At 63.0% G+C, this 23,129-nt stretch carries 18 protein-coding genes; 12 read left to right on the forward strand and 6 right to left on the reverse strand.

Going from position 1 to position 23,129, the window contains the following annotated elements:
- The first annotated feature begins 326 nt into the window (after positions 1-326).
- The gene (locus tag ASC66_RS17745; RefSeq protein WP_286145581.1) at positions 327-545 is read left to right on the forward strand and encodes an EamA family transporter; all 219 of its coding nucleotides are present in this window, start codon (positions 327-329) and stop codon (positions 543-545) included.
- A 575-nt stretch (positions 546-1,120) separates the two neighbouring features.
- On the opposite strand, the gene ASC66_RS04230 is transcribed toward ASC66_RS17745, so the two are convergent.
- A complete protein-coding gene (locus ASC66_RS04230; RefSeq protein WP_055835044.1) occupies positions 1,121-1,777 on the reverse strand; it encodes a ScbR family autoregulator-binding transcription factor in 657 nt (218 codons plus the stop codon).
- Positions 1,778-1,863: 86 nt separating this feature from the next.
- Here ASC66_RS04230 and ASC66_RS04235 point away from each other — a divergent pair, with 86 nt between their 5' ends.
- Entirely contained in the window at positions 1,864-2,709 is an 846-nt protein-coding gene (locus tag ASC66_RS04235) for an NAD-dependent epimerase/dehydratase family protein (protein WP_055835047.1), read from the forward strand.
- A gap of 139 nt (positions 2,710-2,848) precedes the next feature.
- Here ASC66_RS04235 and ASC66_RS18030 read toward each other — a convergent pair whose 3' ends face one another.
- Entirely contained in the window at positions 2,849-3,070 is a 222-nt protein-coding gene (locus ASC66_RS18030; RefSeq protein WP_157509630.1) for a hypothetical protein, read from the reverse strand.
- 234 nt (positions 3,071-3,304) lie between these two features.
- Here ASC66_RS18030 and ASC66_RS04240 point away from each other — a divergent pair, with 234 nt between their 5' ends.
- Both ASC66_RS04240 and ASC66_RS18035 read left to right on the forward strand, forming a co-directional pair.
- On the forward strand, positions 3,305-4,375 hold the full coding sequence (locus tag ASC66_RS04240) for a hypothetical protein (RefSeq protein ID WP_157509631.1): 1,071 nt from the start codon (positions 3,305-3,307) through the stop codon (positions 4,373-4,375).
- Between the two features lie 16 nt (positions 4,376-4,391).
- On the forward strand, positions 4,392-4,817 hold the full coding sequence (locus ASC66_RS18035) for a hypothetical protein (protein ID WP_157509632.1): 426 nt from the start codon (positions 4,392-4,394) through the stop codon (positions 4,815-4,817).
- Positions 4,818-5,045: 228 nt separating this feature from the next.
- Here the strand turns inward: ASC66_RS18035 and ASC66_RS04245 are convergent, their stop codons facing one another.
- The gene (locus ASC66_RS04245; protein WP_055835052.1) at positions 5,046-7,481 is read right to left on the reverse strand and encodes a glycoside hydrolase family 2 TIM barrel-domain containing protein; all 2,436 of its coding nucleotides are present in this window, start codon (positions 7,479-7,481) and stop codon (positions 5,046-5,048) included.
- 659 nt (positions 7,482-8,140) lie between these two features.
- Here ASC66_RS04245 and ASC66_RS04250 point away from each other — a divergent pair.
- From ASC66_RS04250 to ASC66_RS04280, 7 genes are all read left to right on the forward strand, one after another.
- Positions 8,141-10,663, forward strand: coding sequence for a Tat pathway signal sequence domain protein (locus ASC66_RS04250; RefSeq protein ID WP_157509633.1), 2,523 nt, complete (start codon positions 8,141-8,143; stop codon positions 10,661-10,663).
- 181 nt (positions 10,664-10,844) lie between these two features.
- A complete protein-coding gene (locus tag ASC66_RS04255; protein ID WP_055835057.1) occupies positions 10,845-12,077 on the forward strand; it encodes a Bcr/CflA family efflux MFS transporter in 1,233 nt (410 codons plus the stop codon).
- A 129-nt stretch (positions 12,078-12,206) separates the two neighbouring features.
- Complete coding sequence (locus ASC66_RS04260; protein WP_082491996.1) at positions 12,207-13,424, forward strand: MalY/PatB family protein; 1,218 nt, start codon at positions 12,207-12,209, stop codon at positions 13,422-13,424.
- A gap of 338 nt (positions 13,425-13,762) precedes the next feature.
- Positions 13,763-14,368: a helix-turn-helix domain-containing protein gene (locus ASC66_RS04265; protein ID WP_055835060.1), complete on the forward strand. Its 606-nt coding sequence runs from the start codon at positions 13,763-13,765 to the stop codon at positions 14,366-14,368.
- 49 nt (positions 14,369-14,417) lie between these two features.
- Positions 14,418-14,996, forward strand: a complete 579-nt coding sequence (locus ASC66_RS04270) for a B3/B4 domain-containing protein (RefSeq protein ID WP_235496670.1) — start codon at positions 14,418-14,420, stop codon at positions 14,994-14,996.
- 298 nt (positions 14,997-15,294) lie between these two features.
- Entirely contained in the window at positions 15,295-15,645 is a 351-nt protein-coding gene (locus tag ASC66_RS04275) for an antibiotic biosynthesis monooxygenase family protein (protein WP_055835064.1), read from the forward strand.
- Complete coding sequence (locus ASC66_RS04280) at positions 15,642-16,541, forward strand: dihydrodipicolinate synthase family protein (protein ID WP_055835067.1); 900 nt, start codon at positions 15,642-15,644, stop codon at positions 16,539-16,541. The genes ASC66_RS04275 and ASC66_RS04280 overlap by 4 nt, the downstream gene beginning before the upstream one ends.
- 911 nt (positions 16,542-17,452) lie before the next feature.
- Here ASC66_RS04280 and ASC66_RS04285 read toward each other — a convergent pair.
- From ASC66_RS04285 to ASC66_RS04295, 3 genes are read right to left on the reverse strand one after another with little or no spacing between them, the layout of a single operon-like run.
- Positions 17,453-19,084, reverse strand: coding sequence for an MDR family MFS transporter (locus ASC66_RS04285; RefSeq protein ID WP_082491997.1), 1,632 nt, complete (start codon positions 19,082-19,084; stop codon positions 17,453-17,455).
- The gene (locus ASC66_RS04290; protein WP_055835070.1) at positions 19,081-19,890 is read right to left on the reverse strand and encodes an SDR family NAD(P)-dependent oxidoreductase; all 810 of its coding nucleotides are present in this window, start codon (positions 19,888-19,890) and stop codon (positions 19,081-19,083) included. Before ASC66_RS04290 ends, ASC66_RS04285 begins: the two co-directional genes overlap by 4 nt.
- Positions 19,891-19,898: 8 nt before the next feature.
- Positions 19,899-22,193, reverse strand: a complete 2,295-nt coding sequence (locus tag ASC66_RS04295) for a glycoside hydrolase family 3 C-terminal domain-containing protein (RefSeq protein WP_082492074.1) — start codon at positions 22,191-22,193, stop codon at positions 19,899-19,901.
- 154 nt (positions 22,194-22,347) lie between these two features.
- On the opposite strand from ASC66_RS04295, the gene ASC66_RS04300 reads away from it, so the two are divergent.
- Positions 22,348-22,923: a TetR/AcrR family transcriptional regulator gene (locus ASC66_RS04300; RefSeq protein WP_082491998.1), complete on the forward strand. Its 576-nt coding sequence runs from the start codon at positions 22,348-22,350 to the stop codon at positions 22,921-22,923.
- Positions 22,924-23,129 lie beyond the last annotated feature (206 nt).

The following is a 23,129-nucleotide window of genomic DNA, read 5'->3' on the forward strand; positions in this document are numbered from 1 at the left end:
GTGCAAGAGACGCATGAGTCGCGCTTCGCGGTCACGTGCCCGGGCCGTCGGATTCTTGAACACCTACGCGGCAGCGCGAGGCGGTCTCCAGGCGGAAGCGACAACCCTCACCCAGAGTCGCGATGTGGTCTACTGATGCTTCCGCGCGTTTAGGGAGAACCCCGTGGCCGTTCCAGCTTCGAAGACCGAGTTGCTCACAACAATCGAGAAGACATTCTCTGCGCTCAACGATGATCTCGATCAGCTGCCGTCAGACCTCAGAGACAAACCGTTTCTGGTTGGCCACGTCCAAGGCACGATGATCAGTCCAGGGGCTCGGCCTGTACCTGGCAGTCGGTCCCGTATTCCTGGGTTTCTGGCTCTTCGGCGTCGGACTTCGCCGCGTTGGCGCCCGTACGGCGACGACCGTCACTCTCATTGAGCCAGTCCTGGCCACTTTGCTCGCCGTCCTCATCGTGCAGGAGAGCATCGCACCGGTCGGCTGGATCGGAGTGGGCGCCGTAGTCGGGGGGGCTGTCGTTCGCGGCACGCGAGTAGCTCGCTAGCAACACCGTTCACTCGCCCGATCCGCGAACGGGAGGGCCGGCAACGCTACGCTTGGCATCCGCTATAGCGATTTCTGAGGACGTTTCGAAATGCAATTGGCCACCGTGCCGGATGCGTGGACGACCGCGCTCGACAAGCGGCGCAAGAGTGGGGGGGCATCCTGTCCGACGAGGAAGCAGGCCGCACGAAATCGAGTTCCTCTCCATGTCCTCGAAGGAGACCGACACCGACGGGTCGCTTCTGTCCTGGCTCGCTGAGCGCACAATCGACTCCACTCGCCCTCCCCGGAATGCGACGGTTCGGCACGATCATGCGGCATCTGCCCGGCTCATTTTTGCGTCACTAAGAAGACGCGGAGATTGGGGGCCGCTCCGGCGGACACCCGAGCTCGGCCCGCGCCGCTAACCAGATGCGTGGGTCAGCCGCTGCGGCTGGCACCGCCCAACAAGAGCTGCGCAGGACACCTGCCTTCCTGCGTCTGCGAGGGCGTCGAACGACACAAGTCCGCTAAGCGCCGGGCAGTGTGCACTCAAACAACAGACTCGGCCCTCGCCATTCGACCGGGCCCGCGAAGTCAGCCTTTCGGCCGGACCAGTTTGCGGCTGAACACTCTTGCTCCAACAGCAGTCAACGGCTCAAGCTGCGCAGGAACGGCGACAGCCGGGAGGATCATCTCCCACATCTCTCCCACTCGAGTCATCAAGTCGGCCATGTCGGTGAGCACATCGGAGAGAAGCTGCACTCCGGTGAACGACGGGATGATGAAATGCGCCAGTTTCGCGGGATCTGTCGTGTCCCGGAACTCGCCGGCTTCGATCGCGCGTTGGGAAAGGGCCTCGAAGATTTCAAGCCACTCATCGTAGGGCGCTCGAGTCGGGGGATCGAAGATGGCGCCACTCGTGGTCAGTCGGATTCCCGCTCGAACGACGGGATCGCTGACAAGCTTCTGTGCGAGATCCGCGCACATCAGCATCATGATCTCAACTGGACTGGTCGTCGTCTCGTGGATTTGCTGAGCGGCGTCGGTCACTGACTTGTGCTCCGCGTCAATCACTGCCCGGGCAATGTCTTCCTTGGCGCTGAAGTGGAAGTACAACGCCCCCTTGGTCACGCCCGCCGCTTCGGCGATCATTGAGATCGAAGCGGCTGCATACCCAACGCGATAGAAAGTCCTGGCCGCGCCTTTGACAATGCTGTCGCGCGTTTGAATCGCCCGGTCCTGCTTCGCCATCCATCTCCCCCACGTCTGCCAGAGCTATCCTACCTAGCGTGCCAGCTTACGGAGCTTCAGAAACCCCAGACATCACACGGATTGCGGTGCTGGGGGCCAGCGGGTTCATCGGCCGCTCCACTCTTGAGGCAGCGCAAAACCGAACAAACGCGACGGCCATCGGCGTGCACCGCAACAGCGATTTCCGCGCTGGCTTCATCCGCGGAGACATCACCGACATCACCTCGCTTCACGCTGCGTTCAACGGTGTAGGAGGCGTTGTTCACTCAGCCAGCTACATCGGATACGACGAGGCAGAATGCGAACGCGTCAACGTTCGTGGCACCGCCAACGTCATCGAGGCATGCACCAAAGCCGATGTGGCCCGCCTCATCTACGTCAGCACCGCTGGCGTCTACGGCGCCGGCGTCCACCGAAACGCACGCGAGCCGGAGCTTGTCGTCGCCCCTAACTCAGTGCTCAGCGCATCCAGGGCGCGTGCAGAAGAGCTTGTACTCGAGGCTGGCGGAATCGTGGTGCGGCCACATTTCGTCTTCGGAGCCGGCGACAAATGGCTCGTGCCTGGAATCCTCAAGCTCATCACCGGAATCAACGGACTGCCGGACGGCGGACGTGCACGGCACAGCGCGATCGACGTCGAAGTCCTGGGCGAGTTGCTCGCGGGACTCGTCGTCGCCGCCGACATTCCAGGGCCAACGGTCTTCCATGCCGCAGAAGAAGAACCCGTGACGCTCACGCACATCGTCCAATCAGCGCTGTCACCGGCAGAGTTCGATGCCCTCGAGTCCCTGACGCGGGCCGAAGCGTACGAACGAGCGCAGAACGCTGGGCTGAGCGCGCGTCATATCGACTGGCTCGCGGACGATCACGTTTACGATTCGTCGGCGATCCGCGAAGCGATCTTCAAGACCAGCACACGAGGGCTTCTCTAATCCCCGAGATGGAGTAGCTGATGGAGCCAGACTGAAGGTTCTGGCCGAGCCGACCGGCGCCCCGGATCGATCGGGCACGCTTAGACAGGAAGACGCCCCCGCAACTACTTACGGGGGCGTCTTCTCGTTGTGGCGCAGCCTATTTGGAGCTGTTCTTGCGGCGTTTCTCGTGCCAAACAACGACGAGCGCAGCGAGCAGCAGGCACATCACCATCGATGGCAGCAAAACATTATTGGCCGGCCCACCCGGGTTGAGAATCACCACCACGGCCAAGACAACACCGACTACCGCGAAAACCAATCCTGCAATGCGCATGATGTTCGACCTTGCTGCTGCCATCACCACGGGGTGCCGGTCCATGCAGGTTTAGGATGTGCGATCCGCAGTCGCCCCGAAATCGAAGCGAGGCGACATGGTCGAAGGCCAGCTGGCCTGGCCGATAAATACCATACGTTTGGTTTATTTCAAGTCCTCTCATATGCGGACTGTGACCCTCGTCATACTCTGCGACGCTGTGGAAGGTTCCAGGGGGGAACTGGGCAGAGCATCCGATGAAGCCCAAAAAAGCACGTCATATATAGGGGGAATTTCGTAATGAAGATGGCGATATCGCAAGGAATCATCACAATGGCAGCGGCGTGCGCGCTTGTCGCAACGTCGGCAGTGTCTGCTTCTGCAGAGACCCAGCCGGCACCAGAGGTCACCGACGCCACCGTCGCCGCGAACGCGTTGGCTGCGATCAACAACGTTGATCCCGACCTTCTTGCAAGCGCGGTAGCCGTCAGCGCCACTCCCGATCAGGAGATAGCGCTCGACGCCGCGACCGCTGACTCTTCGATCATCATTCCCACCGACGCGTCCGAGAACGTGATATTCAGCCCCAGCGAAGGCACGTCGTCGATCGCGGTGGAACTGCCGTTTGCCGCGGAAGCATCGGACGCTGTGAGCACAGCAGATGGTGTCGTTGTCTACGACAACAACAACGGATCAACCACGGTACCGATCGTCCGGGAGGACGGGGGCGTTCAGATCAACACGGTGATCAACGCTGCCACCGCACCTACCGACTACAGCTACAGCTTTGTTCTGCCGTCGAGCGCGACAATCGTATCTTCTGGAGACGCCCTGCTCTTTGTCGACGGCGACAAGCTGCTCGGTGGACTGGCACCTGCATGGGCGAAAGATGCCGCCGGACGCGACGTTCCCACTCGGTACGAGGTCGAGGGCGCAACCGTGACTCAGATTGTCGAGCACGATCAAAGCTATAGCTACCCGGTGGTCGCCGACCCGTGGATCGGAATCAACCTCTTCAGCAGCATCACCGTCGACAGCTACAACTCCCAGCCGCGGGTCAATCTCAACCTCTCCAATTGGGGCTGGTCCGTCTACAGCGGCGCAGCACAGGGCGGCGGACTCACAGGCATCGCTGCTGGCCAAGCCATCCTGAACACGGCAGGATGGGATGAGGCTTGGGGCAAGGGCGGCACCATCCGGACAGCCCTCGACAAGCCCAGCCAGCGTCAGCAGTTCTCCTGCCACGCACTCGGCGCCGTGGCCGCCGGCACCTGGAACTTGGAGAAGTTCCGGCCCAACCGGACGAACGGCGATTGGGGCTTCGGAGTGGCTGTGCATCACTGCAACTGGACCACCGCCAACCAATACTAAGAAGTGACCAACACACATGGTTCAGAACTCGACACAACCGAGCCCGACCCAATCATCGAAGAGTCGATGGATCGCAGCCGCAGTCGGCGGAGCCATCCTCATCGCTCTTCTCATCGCGGCAGCCTGGTGGGTCATCGGCGGGGCCAACGCCTTCGGGCCGCGAACCGTGGGTGATTTGTTGTCCTCAAGCCCGAGCATCTCACCTGTCGAAGAAACAAGCACGCTATGCGCCGAGCCGGGATGCGTAGAAGGTTGGCATACCGACGTGGGCTCGTACCTCAGGTTTGAAAGCGCCGGGGAAGCCGAGTACTGGGCAACTGTGCTCGGAGATGACGGCAGACGGTTCGGCACAATCGTGCTCGACATGCGAGACACCGACCTCTCCTTCGAGCAGAGGCGTCAAGCCATAGACGTGCTTTTCGCCACGCGCGACTGGCACTAACCTTCACGGGGCGCGTGCGGTCCTCACGACTCGAGCAGACCGGACGCGCCCCGCTATGCGATCCCTGGAATACTCGTGTTCGATGGATCGTTCGACGCTTGGTCCGAGATGAACAAACCGAATCAACATCGCGCTCCCACCACTCATTGAAGTCGAGCGTGTTGGTGCGGAAGGACCTCAACCAACCGAGTGTCGTTCTCTACTGCAACGGCAACGCAATCAACGCACTCACACCGCGGTCAGTTTCACCCTCGACTCCTTTAGATCGTCGCTCGTAACGATCGCGGTGATCTCGCCGGGACCAGTGGGGCGAACGATTGCGAGCGCGCGCCCGTCAAACGTTCTCCAACTCGGATGCGTGAACGATTCCTCGGTGGAGGGTCGGCCACTGGCCAACGCTTGAAGCACCCCGGGCCCTTCGATACGAACGGTCACGACTGTCTCTCGTGCCGTATCAAGGATGCCCAGGCCGTCACGCAACTCAATGCTCAGATACGCGAGATCGCCACTGTCGGCACTGAGAACCGACCGGTCCGCGGTCGTCCAAAGGGTGCTTGCCCCAGCCGTTTGCAAATCGGTGCGGGACCGGTTGCCGTCACTTGCGATGCTGAACGCCGTGAGCGTGCCCGGTTCGTATGGGACCGTGAAAATGGCGCGAAACTCGGAGTCTGCTCCGGCCGCCCGGCGACCCAACGAGACCCCGTTCAGCTCAAGTTCTACCTCCGGGGCAGCACTATAGATCTCCACCTCCATCGGTGTCCCGTGGCCAGTCGTCCAGGTCCAACTAGCAATTGCGTCGCTCCAGGCCCACTGCATCTCCAGACGCCGCATGCCCTCTGCGATGGGGCGGCGGACCGCGATATATGGCTCATTGCGAAGACCAAACACAATCTCACGGAAGTAGGACTGGGGGCGGCGGACGCCAGTGATGTCGATGTCGCCGGACCAGGACGTCAGCCAGGGGAACTCCGGGTCGCCGCCGCCTCGGACGTCCGGATCGTCGGTGTAGTCCGTGCGGCCGAGCCCGACCTCTCCCAGGTAGTCCCACCCCGTCCAGGTGAACCCACCGATGACGTGAGGGTTCTCGAGAGTCCGCAGCCACGACTTGGCGGTATCACGGGGATTCGTCTCGGTGCCGAGGACAACCCGGTTCGGAAAGCGTGCCCCGTCGGCGGAGTATCGCGCTTCTGCGTAGTTCAACCCGGCGATGTCGGCGACGGCGTGCGCCTCGGCCGTCCTTTCGCCGACGATATCGGAGATGGTGACCTCGTCGAAGAACTCCGTCATTTCATTCATGACGTCATTGACACCTCGCGCAGCGGCGTCATCGAGGCGCCCCTTGAGATCGCCGATCACCTCGGTTGCCACAGCCCAGAACCCGCTGACCGCCGTGGTGATGAACCGGGTGTCGTCCTGCGCCCTAATACGCTCTGCGATGTCTCGGGCGATAGCCGCACCTGCCCCTGTCCCGTATTCATGGATCTCATTGCCAATGCAGTAGAGGATGACGCTCGGGTGGTTGAAATCCTTTCGCACCATCGCATCGACATCGCGCTCCCACCACTCATTGAAGTCGAGCGTGTAGTCGAATGGCTTGTTCATCTCGGTCCAAGCGTCAAAAGACTCATCGAACACGAGCATCCCCAGACGATCGCAAGCGTCGAGCATCGCCGGACTCAGAGGATTGTGCGAGCTGCGGATCGCATTGAAACCTGCCGCCTTGAGGAGTTCGATACGACGTTCTTCCGCCCGGCGGATAGTCGCAGCGCCCAGTGGACCGTTATCGTGGTGCACGCACGCTCCCCGCAGCTTCAGGGGCTCGTCATTGATGCGGAGCCCCCGCCGTGGATCGATTCGCACAGTCCGGATGCCGAAGTGAACGTCGACATCCTCGTCGTTCGCACGGCCGTCCTCCTCGAGAAGACGAGCGCTGAATCGGTACAGGTACGGATCATCCACACTCCACCGCTTCGGCTCGTCAACATAGAGTCGGTTCCGCGCCACGGCCTCGCCGCCTGGCCTGACCGTCACCGGGCTTTGGTCGTATGCAACGACATTGCTTTCTGCGTCGCGGACGGTTACCTCCAGCGTGAGCCGGCGCGTGCCGAGATCTGAATTCCGCACGATCACGGCCGTCTCAACGACGGCGCGCTCATCATCGACGTCCGGCGTGCTGACCCGCACGTGGTCGTCCACGATATGAGCCAACGGCGCCACAATGAGATGCACGTCCCGGTAAATTCCGAGCCCGGAGTACCATCTGGAGTCCTCATGTGCTCGTGCTTCAACGCTAATCGTGTTCTCTTCGCCATATCGCAGGTGGGCGTCCAGGGAGATCCGGAACACGGAATATCCATACCTCCACTGCCCTGCGAACTCGCCGTTGACATAGATCATCGCGTCACGATAGACCCCCTCAAACTCGATTGATACGCGCCGCTGGCGCCACTCCGCAGGCACGTCGAAGCGTTTGGTGTATTCAACTTCTCCGCCGGGGAAGAATGCCGACGACGGGCCTCCTCCGTCGCGACCCGACCGCGGCAACTCACGCATGGCATCGTGAGGGAGCGTGACGGTTGTTGGAATGGCTCCGCCGAGCAGATCAACGAAGCCGCTCACCTTTCTCCGCACGCTCCAGTCGCCGTTGAAGAAGGACTTCGTCATCGTGTTCTTTCCATTCGTTCGGCCCAGCGCATGTCTAAGCACCCATTCTTACCTTCATCGAGGACTGCCCAATCGGGCTCGCGTTGATCCTCTGGCTTCGGACCAGACACACCGATGTGTGGTGCTAGCGTCCAGCAGATACTGAGCCCAAACCGCACGTCTCCATGGGGACACGATTCGTGCATGCTGACTCTCTCCGAGGACCGGCGCGACGGCCGCAGAGCGACGAGAGCGTTCGGGCCGGAAGCGCAGCAAAAGCCGCCCAGTGAGTTCAACTGAGCCTAGATTTCGCGGAAAGGCCCGTCAACGCCGCCGCTGGCTGTTGCGCAAAACGCGGCACTTTCGCGGCGCATTTGGAAGTATCGCCCGGTACGCCCGTCCGTCGTGAACCCGGCTGCACGACCGATGGTCGTGCCATCCGTCTGCAAAGGAGCAGTATGCTGCATCATCATTCGTCAACCTCATCAAAACGCGCTGAACGAATGGAGCGACGCCGGTTTCGAATCCCACTGGGAGCTGTCATGGTCGCCCTCGCCGCGTCCCTCGTAGGTGCATCGCCCGGTCCTGCGGTAGCCGCTGGTGGGGAAGATTGCCAGCAAGTTGGTCGGGCATGGCTGATCACAGCAGCGTGCACAGACCCTGAGTTCGCAGAACCTCTGGTGACAGCCGAGTCTGAGGAGACATTGCCAACTCCGCACCATCGGATATCCGGTACAGTCGGCGGCCGTGAGTTTACGGTCTACCTGCCGCCTGCAGAAAGCTGGAAGGGGAGGCTTTTCCAGCGCACCTACCCGCTGCAGAGCGCACAGGCGAGCGACGAGACCATCGCGTTCGGCATCGCAAGCGGAGCTGGAACCGTGCAGGTGGCCGGCGCATCCGGCTATCGGGCGGAGGCGGCGGCCGTCAAGTTTGCCAAGTCACTTGCCGCCGAGCACTACGGCTCCGACGCGGAGATACATGCATATCTTTATGGAGGCAGCGGAGGCTCATACCCGACTATCGGCGCTGCCGAGAACACAACTGGACTCTGGGACGGCTTCGTTCCGTTCGTGATCGGTACGCCGACCGCGATCCCAAACACCTTCTTCAGCCGTGCCCTCGCGCGATTCGTGCTCGAAGAAGAGGCCCCTGCAATTGCTGACGCCATGCTCCCCGGTGGTAGTGGCGACCCCTATGCGACGCTCGACGACCTCCAAGCCGACGTCTTGACTGAAGTCACTCGACTCGGCCTGCCGCTTGCGGGTTGGATCGCCCCCGACTATCTGTTGCAGGGCACGAGCAATGACGCGCTGCTCGGCTTCGGTGCAACGGTCCGCCAAATCGACTCAGGGTACGAGAACGACTTCTGGACGGCTCCTGGCTACCTCGGCACTGAAGAGACGCCCCTCGGCGACTACTTTCGTTCCCATCGCATAGTCGCCGACACCTCGATCGCAAGCTTCACCCGGGATGGAGGGGGCGCGGTCACAGCAATAACCGCCGCCGACCTGCCCCACAGCGAGCAAGGGTGGATCCCGCTAGACGTTTCCGTGCTCGAAGCCGACGGCACGAAGCAACGCTTGAGCGGCTCCCTCGACGCCGCGAGTGGCACCTTCACTCTGGGTGAGAACTCGGCAGAGGCAATGGCCGCACTCGTCGAGGGCGCCACCATCCGGTTCGACAATTCGTGGTCGCTCGCACTCTTTGCCTACGAACGTCACCAAACCCCGACAGCTCTGGATTTCCACGCGTGGAATCAGCACCGCAATGCTGACGGGAGTGCGAAGTACCCGACCAGGCCACTGAAACTCGGCGAAGTGCTCGCTGGCAGCATCTCCGGCGGCGCGGCGTACTCGGGGAAAGTCACCGCGAAGACAATCGTGGTGGGCAACCTGCTCGATGTAGACGCATACTCCTGGCACGCTGACTGGTACGCGAAGCGAGCTGAGCAGGCGCTGGGAAGCTCGTACGACGATACTTTCCGGGTCTGGTATCTGGAGAGTGCCGATCACCTCGAGGGCCCGGTGACGGGCACCCGCTCGACCTACGTCGTATCGTTCGAAGACGTGCTGCAGCAGGCGCTGCGCGACATTTCAGCCTGGGCGGAGAGCGATATCGAGCCAGCCGCGTCGACTGCCTACGACGTCACTGACGACGCACAAATCTCGGTAAACGCCGCCGCAACTACACGTGGGGGCATCCAGCCCACGGTGAATCTCACTGTGTCAGGCGAACAACGCGTGGACGTCGAGGTCGGTCAGCCGACATCTTTTGCCGTGCAAGCTGCAGCTCCGCCGGGAACCGGGCAGATCGTCCGCATCGACTGGGATCTGACGGGAACCGGAACGTGGAGCGCGGCGAGCCTGGACTCGACCGGCTCCGTGATCACCGCGACCGCCGAACAGAGCTACCCGACGCCCGGAACCTACTTTGCCGCGGTGCGCGTGACCACTGATAGGAATGGCGAAGTCGACGAAGAATTCGCCCAGGTGAAAAACCTCGACCGGGTACGGGTCGTCGTGCACGAAGTTGCGGCGCCGCATGTCTCGATCGCTTCAAGCCCCGAGTCGCCCGACGGCAACGATGGGTGGTATCGGAGTCCAGTGACGCTCTCCACAACGGCGACCGACGATGTAGACCCAGACCCTGATGTCGAGATCGACGTCGACGGTCACGGCTTCGTTCCGCAGAGCGGCCCGATCACCCTCGATGGTGATGGCGAACACACCTTTAGGGTGCGTGCCACGGATTCAGCAGCCAGTTCCGCTGAGGCAGAGTGGTCGGGTCGGATCGACCAGACCGCCCCCGCCGCCCATGCATCCATAGACGCGACATCGGGCCGAGTCACCATCACCGGCGACGACGCAACATCGGGGCTAGACACCATCGAATACGCCGAGGTCGACGATACGGGACGGCAGGCAGCGTGGCAGGCATATAGCTCACCGGTGCAGCCAGCAACCGCCACGACCGGGATTGTCTATCGGGCCACCGACATCGCAGGGAACACGAGCGCGGCCGCATCGGTCACGCTCATCTCAGAGGTTCCGACGAGCTCCCCTCAGCCGAGTAGTCAGCCGGCAGCTCCCGAGGAAGATCTCGCGACCACCGGTGTACAGGCGGCCGGCTGGATCATCCTTGCAATCGCTCTGCTCGGAGGGGGCATCCTCTTCAGCGTTCGGAGACGGCCAGCTCGCCGCTGACGCGGCAGCAACCATGGTTCGCGGGCGGATCGGAAATGGCGACAGCCTGACCGGCCCGCCCGCTCCTTCTTTTGCGCAAACAAATGCAAGCCTTGAGGAACCATGGAACGCTGAATGAGGGCTCTCGCCCGGCCGGTTCCGCCCCGGAAATGTCGCTCACGTTCCCGGAGGCTTTGCCACCATGTCCCAAACGCTGCTCACACCGCAGACCCGAGCCGGGGCCTCACCTCGTCTCGTCATACTCCTCGGCCTCCTCGCCGTACTGGGCCCGCTCACAATCGACCTGTACCTGCCGGCATTTCCGCAGATGCAGGCCGATTTAGACACCACACCAGCGCTAATTCAGCTCACCCTGAGCGCTGCCACGCTCGGCTTCGCGCTCGGCCAGCTCGTCGTTGGGCCATGGAGTGACTCGATCGGGCGCAGGCGGCCCCTACTCGTTGCGACGGCCCTGCACGTTGTTGCCAGTATCGCGATCGCCGCAGCGCCCGATACCACCTGGGTCCTCGTCCTCCGAGTGTTGCAGGGCGCCGGCGCCGCGGGGGGTGGTGTGGTCGCGATGGCGATGATGCGTGATGTCGCTGAGGGCAAGCAACTCGTCAAGGGTCTCGCCCGAGTCGCACTCTTCACAGGGATCGCACCCGTGATCGCTCCGTTCCTCGGGGCCCAACTCATGGCTGCGCTCAGCTGGCGGGGTTTGTTCGCGGTGGTCGCCGCTTACGGGCTGTTGATGCTCGCCGCCGCCTTCATCTGGATGCCGGAGACGCTCCCTTTCGAACGACGATTCCTTCGCTCGGACCGCAGCGCTGTCTGGCGCAGCTACCGCGGGCTGCTCGGCGACCGACGGTTCGTTGGCATCGCACTCATCGGCGGTTTTCTCGTATCCTCGGTCTTTGCCTACCTCTCCACGTCGTCCTTCCTCTTCCAGCAGCAGTACGGGCTCACCCCGCAGCTCTACGGCGTGATCTCCGCGTTCAATGCGGTCGCCTTCGTTCTCGGTACGCAGGTGTCCGCGTTCGTTGCGCAGCGCGCCGCGCCGGAACGAATCCTCGCCGTGGTTCTGCCCTCCATAGCACTGAGTGGTTTCTCGCTCTGCGTCATTGGGCTGTCGTCCGATTCAATCTGGCCGGTGATCGCCGTGATGCTGCTGTTCATGATGTTCGCGGGTGCTTGCGGCCCTTGTCTGGGAGCGCTCGGCCTCGCCGACAACGCAGACCGAGCGGGCACTGCGGCGGCCCTGCTCGGTGCCGTGAACTTTGGGCTTGCGGGCCTCGCTTCCCCCATCGTCGGTGCGATCAGCATCGCCACGGTGCTTCCGCTCGGCGTGGTTATGGGTTCGGCGATGGCACTGGCGACACTAGTACTTTGGACAATGGTGCTGCGTAGATCCGTATCGGATGGGCCAGGTCTCTGAACGAGCCGACGCCGCGAGACACGCTGGCGGGCGGCGGCGAGCCTCCCTCGCGTGGCGAAGTTGGCATCGTTGGCTGCAAGCACAAAGGCCTCCTCGTCCACGTTCGAGTCCGGCAGTTAGGCTGCTCAGATGACCTCATCCCTGAGACCGAACCCACTGGAGCAACTCACTCTTGACGAATTGCGTCGGCGCACGAGCCAGAAGTGGCAGGCGCACGATGCCGACTTGCTGCCGCTGTGGGTGGCGGAGATGGATGTTCCGCTCGCGCCGCCGGTGGCGGACGCAATCCGGCACGCGATCGACATTGGGGACACTGGCTACGCCTCGCGTCATGGTTACGCCGAGGCTGTCGCGGAATTCGCCGCCGCCCGCTGGGGGTGGCCTGATCTCCCAGTCGCTGACACCCGGGTGCTCGCCGAGGTCATGACAGGCATCGTCGAGGTGCTGCGCGTCAGCACCAATCCGGGAGATTCCGTGATCGTCATGTCACCCGTCTACGCACCCTTCTTCTCGTACATTGCCCACGCCGGTCGCCATGTCGTCGAGGCGCCATTGACTCCGTCGGGCCGCCTCGATCCCGATGCAGTCGCGTCCGCGATCGAGCGAGTGCAGAGCGAAGGCGGGCAATGCGTCGTACTGCTCTGCAACCCGCACAACCCCACCGGCACTGTCCACACCCGCTCCGAGCTCGAGGCACTCGCGGTGATCGCCAGCTCGGCTGGTGTGCGGGTGTTGGCCGACGAGATCCATGGCCCACTGGTACTCGCCGGTGCAGACTTCGTCCCGTACCTGACCGTTGCCGGCTCGGAGGACGCGATTTCCTTCATCTCGGCATCGAAAGGGTGGAACCTCGCGGGGCTGAAGGCCGCGCTCGCAGTTGCGGGCCCTGAGGCCGCCGCAGACCTCCGAAGCGTGCCAGCCGAGATCGACTACGCACCGAGCCACCTCGGGGTCATCTCGCACACGGCCGCTTTCCGGTACGGCACTGACTGGCTCGACGACCTTCTCGGCGGTCTCGACGCGAACCGCACGCTACTCGGGCGGCTCCTAAAGGAGCACTTACCACAGCTGTCGTGGATCCCACCTGAAGGCACCTACCTGGCTTGGCTCGATTGCCGGCAGCTCGCGATTCCGCGCACCACCCCGGCGAGCACGGCGTTCGCTGTCGCCACCGACATCGACGGCCCCGCAAAGCTATTCCGCGACAGGGCGCGGGTCGCACTCAACTCCGGACACATCTTCGGATCGGGAGGAGACGGGTATGTGCGGCTCAACTTCGCGACCTCAAGCGCGATCCTCACCCTCGCTCTGAAAAGGATGGGAGAGGCGGCCGCCGCGAAGGACTGACGACGGTCCCGAGCGCTGGCCGCGCCGTAGAGGTCGGCGCGTCCAACCCTTATGGAGCACGGGGTCAAAAGATCCACCGTGCTCAGTCAACGATGACCGCGTCCCGTTTAGGCATTCACCTTAACGATGTCTGCAATCCGCGGCTTCGCGGCCGAGAGCACCGACGCCAGTTTGGCCAACAGCGCTCGGCCTGCACGTCGACCCCGCATCGATGCTTGCCCGTCTCCGGATCAATGCGAGCTGAGCAGACTAGGCAACAGTTCCGTTGAGTTCTGAAGGATCTCGCAAGAACTGGTCAGCCATCGACAGTGCCAAAGTAGTGCAGTATTATGCACCAAATGGATCAAGTGGCGGAGTCATTGGCACGAGCCATTGGTGCGCGGGTGAAGCAGGAGCGCAAAGGTCGCGGGTGGACGCTCGACCAGCTCGCCGCGGCGGCAGGCGTCAGTCGCCGCATGCTCGTGAACGTAGAGCAGGGTGGGGTCAATCCAAGCATTGGTACGCTGCTGCGACTCTCGGATGCGCTCGGTGTTGGGTTGCCTGCATTGGTCGAGCCACCCGCCGCGCGCACCGCGAAGATCACCCGCCGCGGTGAGGGCGCAGTGCTGTGGACCGGCGATCTTGGCGGGAAGGGGGTGCTGGTCGCGGGCACAGGGGGGCCGGACGTGGTCGAGCTGTGGGATTGGACTCTTGCACCGGGCGAACGCCATGAGAGCGAAGCCCATGCCGACGGCACCCGGGAACTACTTCACGTCCAGGACGGCACTCTGACCGTTGCGGTCGACAGCGAGAGCTACGAGGTCGCCACCGGCGACGCACTGTCGTTCTACGGTGACATCGCCCACGCCTACATCAACCGTCATGACGAGCCTGCCCGGTTCTCGCTCACGGTCTTCGAACCGGGAGTCGGTGCCGCGCACAGAACGGAGATTCCGAATGCCTAACCCCATGACCCCGAACGAGTTCCTGGACGCCAGCGAGGTGGACCCTGCCGTGTTCGATCTGCGCCCGGACTACCGGGCCATGCTGCTCGTGGTTGACGGCCTCGCCCCCGACGGGAGCGATCCGGGCGGCGGTGCACGTCTCGATGCGTTGGTCGCGGCGGCTGAGGCTCATTCCCGCGCGCTGCTCGCTGCTTCCCTTGTTGAGGAGTTGCCGCATATCGCAGCGTGGCGGGAGGCGTATCGGGCGTTCGGGGCGAAGCCGCAACGCACCCGCAACAGCCTCGAAGCTCTCACCCGCCGCGCCGAGCAGGGCCTCCCGCGGGTGAATGCGCTCACCGACATTTACAACGCGATCTCCGTGCTGCATCAGATTCCGCTCGGCGGCGAAGACTTCCACCTCTACGACGGCGCCGCCCGCTTGACCCGTGCCACCGGAGAGGAACCGTTCGATACAACCGCGAACGGAGACACGGTGATCGAGCATCCAGAGCCCGGCGAGGTGACCTGGTGCGACAGTGCCGGGGTGACGTGCCGTCGCTGGAACTGGCGGCAGGGACGACGCACCGCCCTTTCCGATGCCACGGATACGGCGTTCTTCATTCTCGATGCCCTCGCGACGAAGCCCTGACCAAAGCGGCAGACGCACTCGCCGATGCCCTCAGCAGTCTCGGCAGCGAGGTTCGGGCGGTGCGGCGTCAACTCGCCGCCCCGTGATCGGCCGACGCGCCACGGGAGTGCCTCCGTGGTCGATGGCGGTCGCCCTTCGGCCTCCTCATCGGGCTGCTGGTTCTCGCCCAAACACCCACGCTCGGGCAACTGTTCGGCATCGCCCTCATCGTCGTCGCCGGAGCCGCCGCGCAACGCGGCGGGGCACGCACGACCAACCCCGTTTCCGCCGAAATGCCCACGACAACGAAGGAGGCACCATGACCGCAACTCCGAAGTACAGTTCGACATTCATCTTCGAGACGAAGGATCTCACTGGCGATTTCCATCGCATCAATAGCGAGATCGCGCTGCGTGCCCGCCAGATCCCCGGGTTCTTGGGTGAGGAGGCCTGGCGCAACGAAGACACCGGGCTACACGCCGAGGTGTACTACTGGGCCGACATGGATGCCCTGCGGAAGCTCGTCGATATGAACACTCACCGGCTGGCAAAGTCACGGTACGGGGAATGGCTCGGCGAATACCGCGTCGTGATCTCCGAGGTGCAGACCGTATACGGCAACCCGACTCTCGGCCTTGAACATACCCCCGGGCTTGAGGAGCAGGCATGAGCATCTTCACCGGTCTAAGCGCCTTCCCTCTCACCCCGCTCAAGGGTGACGCAGTTGACGAGGCCGCGTTCGTTCGCCTGGTCGTGCGTCTGGCGGAAGCCGGGGTAGATTCGATTACCGCGCTCGGCTCGACTGGCTCCTATGCCTACTTCGCAAGCGAAGAGCGCGCCCGCGTCGCCCGCCTCGCAGTCGAGCACGCCGGGAGCACTCCAGTCTTTGTTGGCGTCGGGGCCCTGCGCACTTCCCACGTCCTCGCTCACATCGACAACGCCGAAACTGCCGGCGCTGCAGGGGTACTGCTGGCACCTATGACGTACCAGCCTCTGACCGCGGATGACGTGTTCGAGCTATACCGCACCGCCACCGAGCACACCCGGCTGCCGGTGATCGTGTACGACAACCCCGGCACCACCCACTTCACCTTCACCACCGATCTCTATGCGAGGATCGCCGAGCTGCCCGGCGTCGTGTCGATCAAGATCCCCGGCGCCCCCGCTGATCCCCGAAAGGAGCGGGAGCGAGTCGCGGCGATTCGGGCGGTGGTGCCCGAGCACGTCACGATCGGTGTGTCCGGCGACGCCTTCGCAGCCGATGGGCTGAACGCGGGCTGCGATGCCTGGTACTCGGTTATCGGTGGCACTCTCCCGGACCCAGCGGTGAGGATCACCCGTGCAGCACTAGAAGGTCGGCCCGGTGAGGCGGTGGCAGAGTCGGAGCGACTTGCCCCACTGTGGGGTCTGTTCGCGGAGTTCGGGGGCAGTCTGCGCGTGGTCGCGGCGATCGCTGAGCACCTCGGCCTCACACCAGAGAAGTGCCTGCCGTTGCCGATCCAGGGGCTCACCAATGCTCAGCGGGCGCGGGTTGCCGACGTGGTGGACGAACTCGGCCTTGGCTAACAGCACGGACGCCGAGCCGAAGCGCCACTCGCCTTCTGCGCCCCCGCTCGATCGCGAAACTGCCGACGGCCTTTGCGTCCGGCGCCGCATTTGATCGTTTTCCCGACCAGGCAAAGGTGGCGGGGTCCCGCGCGCCCTGTTACTCAATGCGTTGCCCGGCCGACCGCGGACCCCGTACAGCGGACCAAAACCGCCCGCACTTGCTCCGCGGGCAGCCGGCCGAGTCAAGTCTTTCAACGGCTGCTCGGCGACATATCAGGTGGTAGAGGGCCTGCACGTGCACCGCGGAGGTACTCGGCGAGTTCGCTCGTGGTGAAAACCGGCTCGAGGCCGAGCCCGGAGAGGCGTTCAGCGTTCAGAACACCAAGGTGCTCGAGGTCCTTTGGTGAATCGGGACGGGCCGAACACCACCCCGAAAGGGTCCGCAGGAGTGTGCTTTCAGCGAATAAGTGTTGAACAGACGTTGGATGTATCAAGTCTCCGCCTTTTCGCCACGGCAAGAAACCCTGATCAGGTCAATCTGACGGTAGGGCGGACGGCCCTTGAACCCGTGGCCGGCAGAGGGCAGCTGTGGTCGCCTCCATTGTCGTCAGTCGACACGAGCTTCCGCGAGCTCATTTCCGGAATTGCAAGTGACTTGCGCGCTCGCTTGGACGGTCAGATCGCCCCGCCGATCCCGACCCCAAAGTTCAAGCTGGTCACTGGCGGGACCCACTGACTCAGGCCGCGCAAGCCGTCGCACAACCCATCCGCACGCCCGCCAGTGTCCGGCTCCCTTGCCCGGGCACACGGTGACCCTCATTTGACTCATGCTTAGTCGGTGCCCAGAGGCGGCAATATACAACAACGGACTATTGTCGGCCGCGCGCGGTCAGTGCCTCGCGATCAGAACAAAGCGCGGCAGCGGCCTTCTACAATCCACGTCTTGATTTTTCCTCATTCAATGCTTCCTCGCCATCACCCAGCACCCCATGCCCGCCAGCGATCTCGACGGCAGTGTCTGTCTCCGCGTCGGCAAGCCGTTGAGAACGGTTTCGTGCGTTGAGGGGAAGATTTGGAAGAAGTGCAATCGCCAGGATCGTCACGAGGGCGAGGGGAACGCAGGCAAGGAATACGTCCGAGACTCCCTGTGCGTAGGCTTCGGCGACTGCGGAGCGGAGGGGCTCTGATAGCGCGGTCATGTCCGGTAGCGTCGTCAGATCGACTTCGTCCGCGGGAACTCCCTCCCCGATGAGTCCCGGCTTAGCATCGTCGAGCGATCGTGAAGCGCTGGCCGCAAGGATTGCACTCAGAACCGTGACCCCAATTGTGCCGCCGAGAGTTCGGAAGAAGGCGACCGAGGCGCTGGTCACTCCCATGTGCCGGATGTCCGCTGTGTTTTCCGCGACGAGAATGAGGTTCTGCATGACCGTGCCGATTCCCGTGCCAACCAATGCGAGGTAGATCCATATGAGGTAGTAGGGCGTGTAGAGATCAATCGTCGAAAGTCCAGCTAGGCCCGCAGCGAGCAAGGTAGCGCCAACCACCATCCACGCTTTCCACTTTCCGGTTCTGCTAATCACTGCCCCGGCGATGGTCGATGCAAGGACAACTGCGATGAGCTGCGGAAGGACGAGAAGGCCCGACTCCGTCGCATTGGCACCGCGGGCGAGTTGCAGATACTGGCTGATGAAGACGGAGGTTCCGTAGACGCCCACACCGACTGAGAGGCTGGCTACTATGGCGATGTTAAAGGTGCGGTTCCGGAAGAGGGCGGGTGGGATGATCGGGTCCTTCACCTTTGTCTCCACTATTGCTGCAACTACTAGGAGCACCAGTGCTCCCCCTGCCAGATACCCCGACGGTGCCGAGACCCATGCGAAGTCCTTGCCGGCAAGAGTGATCCAGATCAGGAGGAGCGAGACGCCTGAAGTGATGAGCACAGCCCCGAGATAATCGAGAGTTCCTTTCGACTGGTGCCGTGGAAGGTGCAGAGTGAAGTGAATGAGCACCAACGCAAGCAGTGCGACGACGACGGGAATAAAGAAGTTCCAGCGCCATCCAAACCCGTCGGTGATTATCCCCCCGACGAGCGGCCCGGCGGCTGTCCCGACTACCATAACGGCGCCGAATAGGCCCATATACTTGCCGCGATCGCGCGGGCTGATGATATCGGCCATGACGATCTGCACAAGCGACATGAGCCCGCCGGCACCCACCCCCTGAAGGAGGCGCCCTCCGATCAGGGTGAACTGCTCTTGGGCGCACCCAGCGACGATGGAGCCGACGATGAAAATAATCAGCGCGGATTGCACGAGCGCTTTGCGGTCAACTAGGTCCGACAGTTTTCCCCAGAGCGGTGTCGAGACAGTAATCGCGAGCAACGTCGAGGTGACTGCCCAGGTGAAGGTTGCTTGGCTGCCGTTGAGATCGTGAACGATGATTGGCAGCGACGTCGCGACGATTGAAGTTGCCAAAAGTGCCACGAGGAGCCCCATGAGCAGTCCGGCAAGTGTGCGCAGCACGTTCGTCGAAGGCCTATTCGAGGAATCGATCGCGCTCATCGAGTCGCAATCTCCAGGTCCGCGAGGAGGCTTGCGACCCTCGCCCGGGCCCGATTCAAAACACCCGCGCCCGGTGCGACGTGCACCAACCCCGCTTCAATCGCATCAAGCGCGGCCCGAGCGACTTCTTCAGCAGTAAGGGCATCGGGAGCAAAATCCCGGATAGACGTTAGAGACCCGGCGGGCAAAGTCACTGCGCCGAGTTCTTGCGAATTACGACCGAGGTCCGTGTCGACCAGCCCGGGCGAGAGCACCGTGGCACCGAGTTTCGGAGAAACCGCGCGAAGCTCGGCGTCGAGCGTTTCAGTGAACCCCACGACCGCGTGCATAGTCGCTGTATAGGGGGTACGTGTGGGAAGGACCGAGAGTCCGCCTGAGGACGCCGTGTTAAGCACGTGGCCGCTGCCGCGCTCGACCATGTGAGGAACGAAAGCGCGCACCCCGTTCACGGTGCCGACTACTTTCACCGCGATGAGCCGGTTCCAGCTCTCCAAAGTCTGTTCCCAGGCGGGAGCGGACGGTCCGACCAACCCTGCGTTGTTGCAGAGCAGGTCGACCCTGCCGAAACGCTTGAATGTGAGATCGGCGAGGTGAAGCATCGACTTCTCGTTGCTCACGTCGGCGGCAACGCTGAGGATATCCACCCCGTCGGCACGGAGTCCGGCGGCCGCGAGCTCGAGAGCATCCGCTCGAACGTCTGTCATGACGAGCGAGACTCCGCGAGCCGCGAGCTCCCGAGAGAGGCCAAAGCCAATGCCGCTAGCGGCCCCTGTGACGACGGCGATATTGCCAGTTTCAATGCGCATGTGAATCGTCAGCTCTCTTCATTTACAGCGGCGAGAAGCTCCCCGAGCTGCTCGCGTCCCAGTACGCGACCAGCGCTCAACCCGCGGACCCTATTAAGAGGTATCCGCAGTGTCGACTTGTGAGCGTCGATGCCAAGCTCCTTCGAGGCGACGCTCGTCTGCCCAGCTCCGCTCGCGACCAGCACGGCTTTGATTCGGTCCGCCGCTACGGGGTGCTCCATGAGCTCTCCGATGGTCGAGATCCCGGTGAAGGGAGCAAGTCGAGGATCCCCGTCGAGCTCAATCTGCGCTGAAGCGCGAAGGTCCCGGCTGGAGGCTCCAGCTTCGATGACGTATTGGCCCGCCTCTACTCGCCAACCGTGTTCGCGAATGTCCCAGTATGCGAACTCGCCGCGGGGTATTTCCACCTCAACACGAGTTGTCGCGCCGGCGGGGATCGCGACTGAACGGAACGCGCGCAGCTCACGAACAGGACGGGTGACGCCCGTCGAGCCTCCGACGTAGAACTGGACAACCTCGCGGCCGTCGATGGAGCTGGTGTTGACCACATCAATTGCGGCGGAAACCCCGCTCTCGGTAGCGACGAGCTGAAGCGCGCCGTACTCGAACGTCGAGTAGCTGAGCCCGTGCCCGAATGGGTACGCAACAGCTTTACCCAGCTGGTCGTATCCTCGATAGCCGACGAAGATCCCTTCGCCGTATCGCACGTGTAAACCGTCGCCCGGGTAATTTAGGAAAGACGGGGCGTCTCGGAGCTGGAGGGGCGCCGTCTCACCCAGACGTCCCGACGGGTTGACATCGCCGAACAGTACATCGGCGATCGCTCCTCCGCCGGCCTGGCCCAGAATCGTGGTGTCCAGAATCGCCGGGGCGAGCGCCGCGACCTCGTTCAGGCGAAGCACGCCGCCGTGCACCAAGACGGCGACGGTCCGCGGCTGTGCGGCAACGACCGCTCGCAGCACGGCCATCTGGTGCGCAGGAATCTCGATGTCCGGGCGATCGGTTCCTTCGGCCTCCTCAGCGGCAGTGAGGCCCAGGAACACGACGGCCACGTCGGAGGCGGCGGCGAGCGAGGCGGCCTGATCGATTCGTTCCTCGCTTCGACTGCCGTCGTGCAGATATCCCTCGGCATAGTCAATGGTCGATTGGGGAGCGCTCGTGCGCAGCTCGTCGATGACGATGTCTACCTGAGTCGGCACGACTCGAGAGCTTCCGCCTCCCTGGATACGCGGCTCCACAGCAAAAGGGCCAACAACCGCGATGCGTCCCGTCCGCGGGAGAGGGAGCGTCCCACCATCGTTCTTGAGGAGCACAATCGCGCGCGAAGCGACTTCTCGGGCAAGCTGGTGATGGGACTGCGTATCGAATGCGCCTCCCCCGAACTTGGCCCGTCCCGCAGCCGCGCGCTCCGCGAGTTCGATCACCCGTCGCGCCGACTCCGTCACGTGACGCTCGGGAAGCGATCCGTCGCTCACGGCGTCGACCACTTCCCGGTCCGACTCGCGATCACCGCCTGGCATCTGCAGATCCATCCCGGCGGCGACGGCGGCGACCCGGTCGCTGACCGCGCCCCAATCGCTCACCACGACCCCATCGAAACCCCAGTCGTCGCGCAGGACTTCTGTCAGCAGCCAGGAGTTCTCAGTCGATGCAATGCCGTTGACCCGGTTGTACGACGCCATGACCGTCCACGGCGCGCTCGCCCGGACGACGCGCTCGAACGAGCGCAAGTAGATCTCGCGTAGAGGACGCTCGTCGATGTCGGCACTCACGCGCATCCGTTCGAACTCCTGATTGTTCGCCGCGAAGTGCTTCAGAGATGCGCCTACGCCGCGACTCTGCAGCCCCCTGACCCAGGCCGCTCCGATGGAACCGCTCAGAAGCGGATCCTCGCTGAAGTACTCGAAGTTCCTGCCACAGCGCGGGTCGCGCTTGATGTTCACACCTGGCCCGAGCAGGACGTCGACGCCGAACGCGCGCGCCTCGACGCCCAGAGCGACGCCCACGCGTTCAATGAGCTCTGGGTCCCAGGTCTGGGCGAGCGCCGTGGCCGGCGGGAAGCAGGTCGCCGGATCGCTCGGCGAGATGCCGAGATGGTCCTCCGCACCGCTTTGGTGGCGGACCCCATGTGGACCGTCTTCGAGAACGGCGACCGGCAAACCTTGCACGCTTTTAGTGCGCCAGAACGACTCGCCGCTTCCCAAAGAGGCTCGTTCCTCAAGCGTCAGACCTGCGACGATTTCCGAAGCCGACGGAATAACTTTCGCGAGGGGAGTCCTCGGGTCGTCTGCGCGAGCGGGCATGATCGGGCGAGTGTCTTCGCTCGCGGTTCTGTTCGTCATCGAACTGGCATCCTTGTCTCTACGGGCCACACATGGCGTTACCTACACAAGCGTAGGTAGCATGATCGTAGGTAATGAGCATTACAAATGCAAGCCAATGTGGTGAGGTATTGGTATGACGATCAGCACACGGGTCCGACTCACTGCGGATCGACGCCGCGCACAGCTCGTCAAAGAAGCAAGTGCGATGATCGCCGAATCGGGTTTTCAGGGTTTCTCCATCGCTGGGCTCGCTCAGCGCTGCAGCATTTCCCGGGCCGGGGTGTTACACCACTTCGAGTCACGGGAAGAGCTGCTGATCGAAGTCCTCAACGAGAAGGAACGCGAGTCCGAGGAACTCACGAATGATTTTCTCGAACGCGAGGGAGCCAGAGAAGCGCGAGCTGTCCTCGACCTGCTCGTGCGGCACAACATCGCGCGCCCCGAGCACATGCGGCTCCTGGCCGTCTTATCGGCGGAAGCGCTGACATCAACGCACCCAGCCCACGACTACTTCAAGATGCGGATGCGGCGAGGCGCCCAACAACTGACGCCGCTGCTCGGCGGATTCGACCGCTCACCGTACGACGTCGCAATCGAGATCCTGTCTTTCATGGATGGTCTTCAGCTGACATGGCTTCGCGATCCCGACGTTGACCTATGGGATCGGTGGACCAGCTTCGCCGATGCGTACTTCGCCCGCCGGCCCTGATCCCACCCGCCGCGGGCCACAGGCTTCACGGACACCGGTCAGCGAGGTCACATCGAAATAGCACTCAATCGCTATTTTGGATAACTCCGGAAGCCTCTTGCGGACGTCCTGCAATCCGCGTTTGGCTCACACTTTCGGACGATGGCAAGAATACAGTTTGCTGAATCTCGAATCCTGATGCTACTTTTACCTCCAGCCCTCAGCCT

This window comes from Leifsonia sp. Root4, assembly GCF_001425085.1.
In the GTDB taxonomy this organism is placed as follows: domain Bacteria; phylum Actinomycetota; class Actinomycetes; order Actinomycetales; family Microbacteriaceae; genus Microterricola.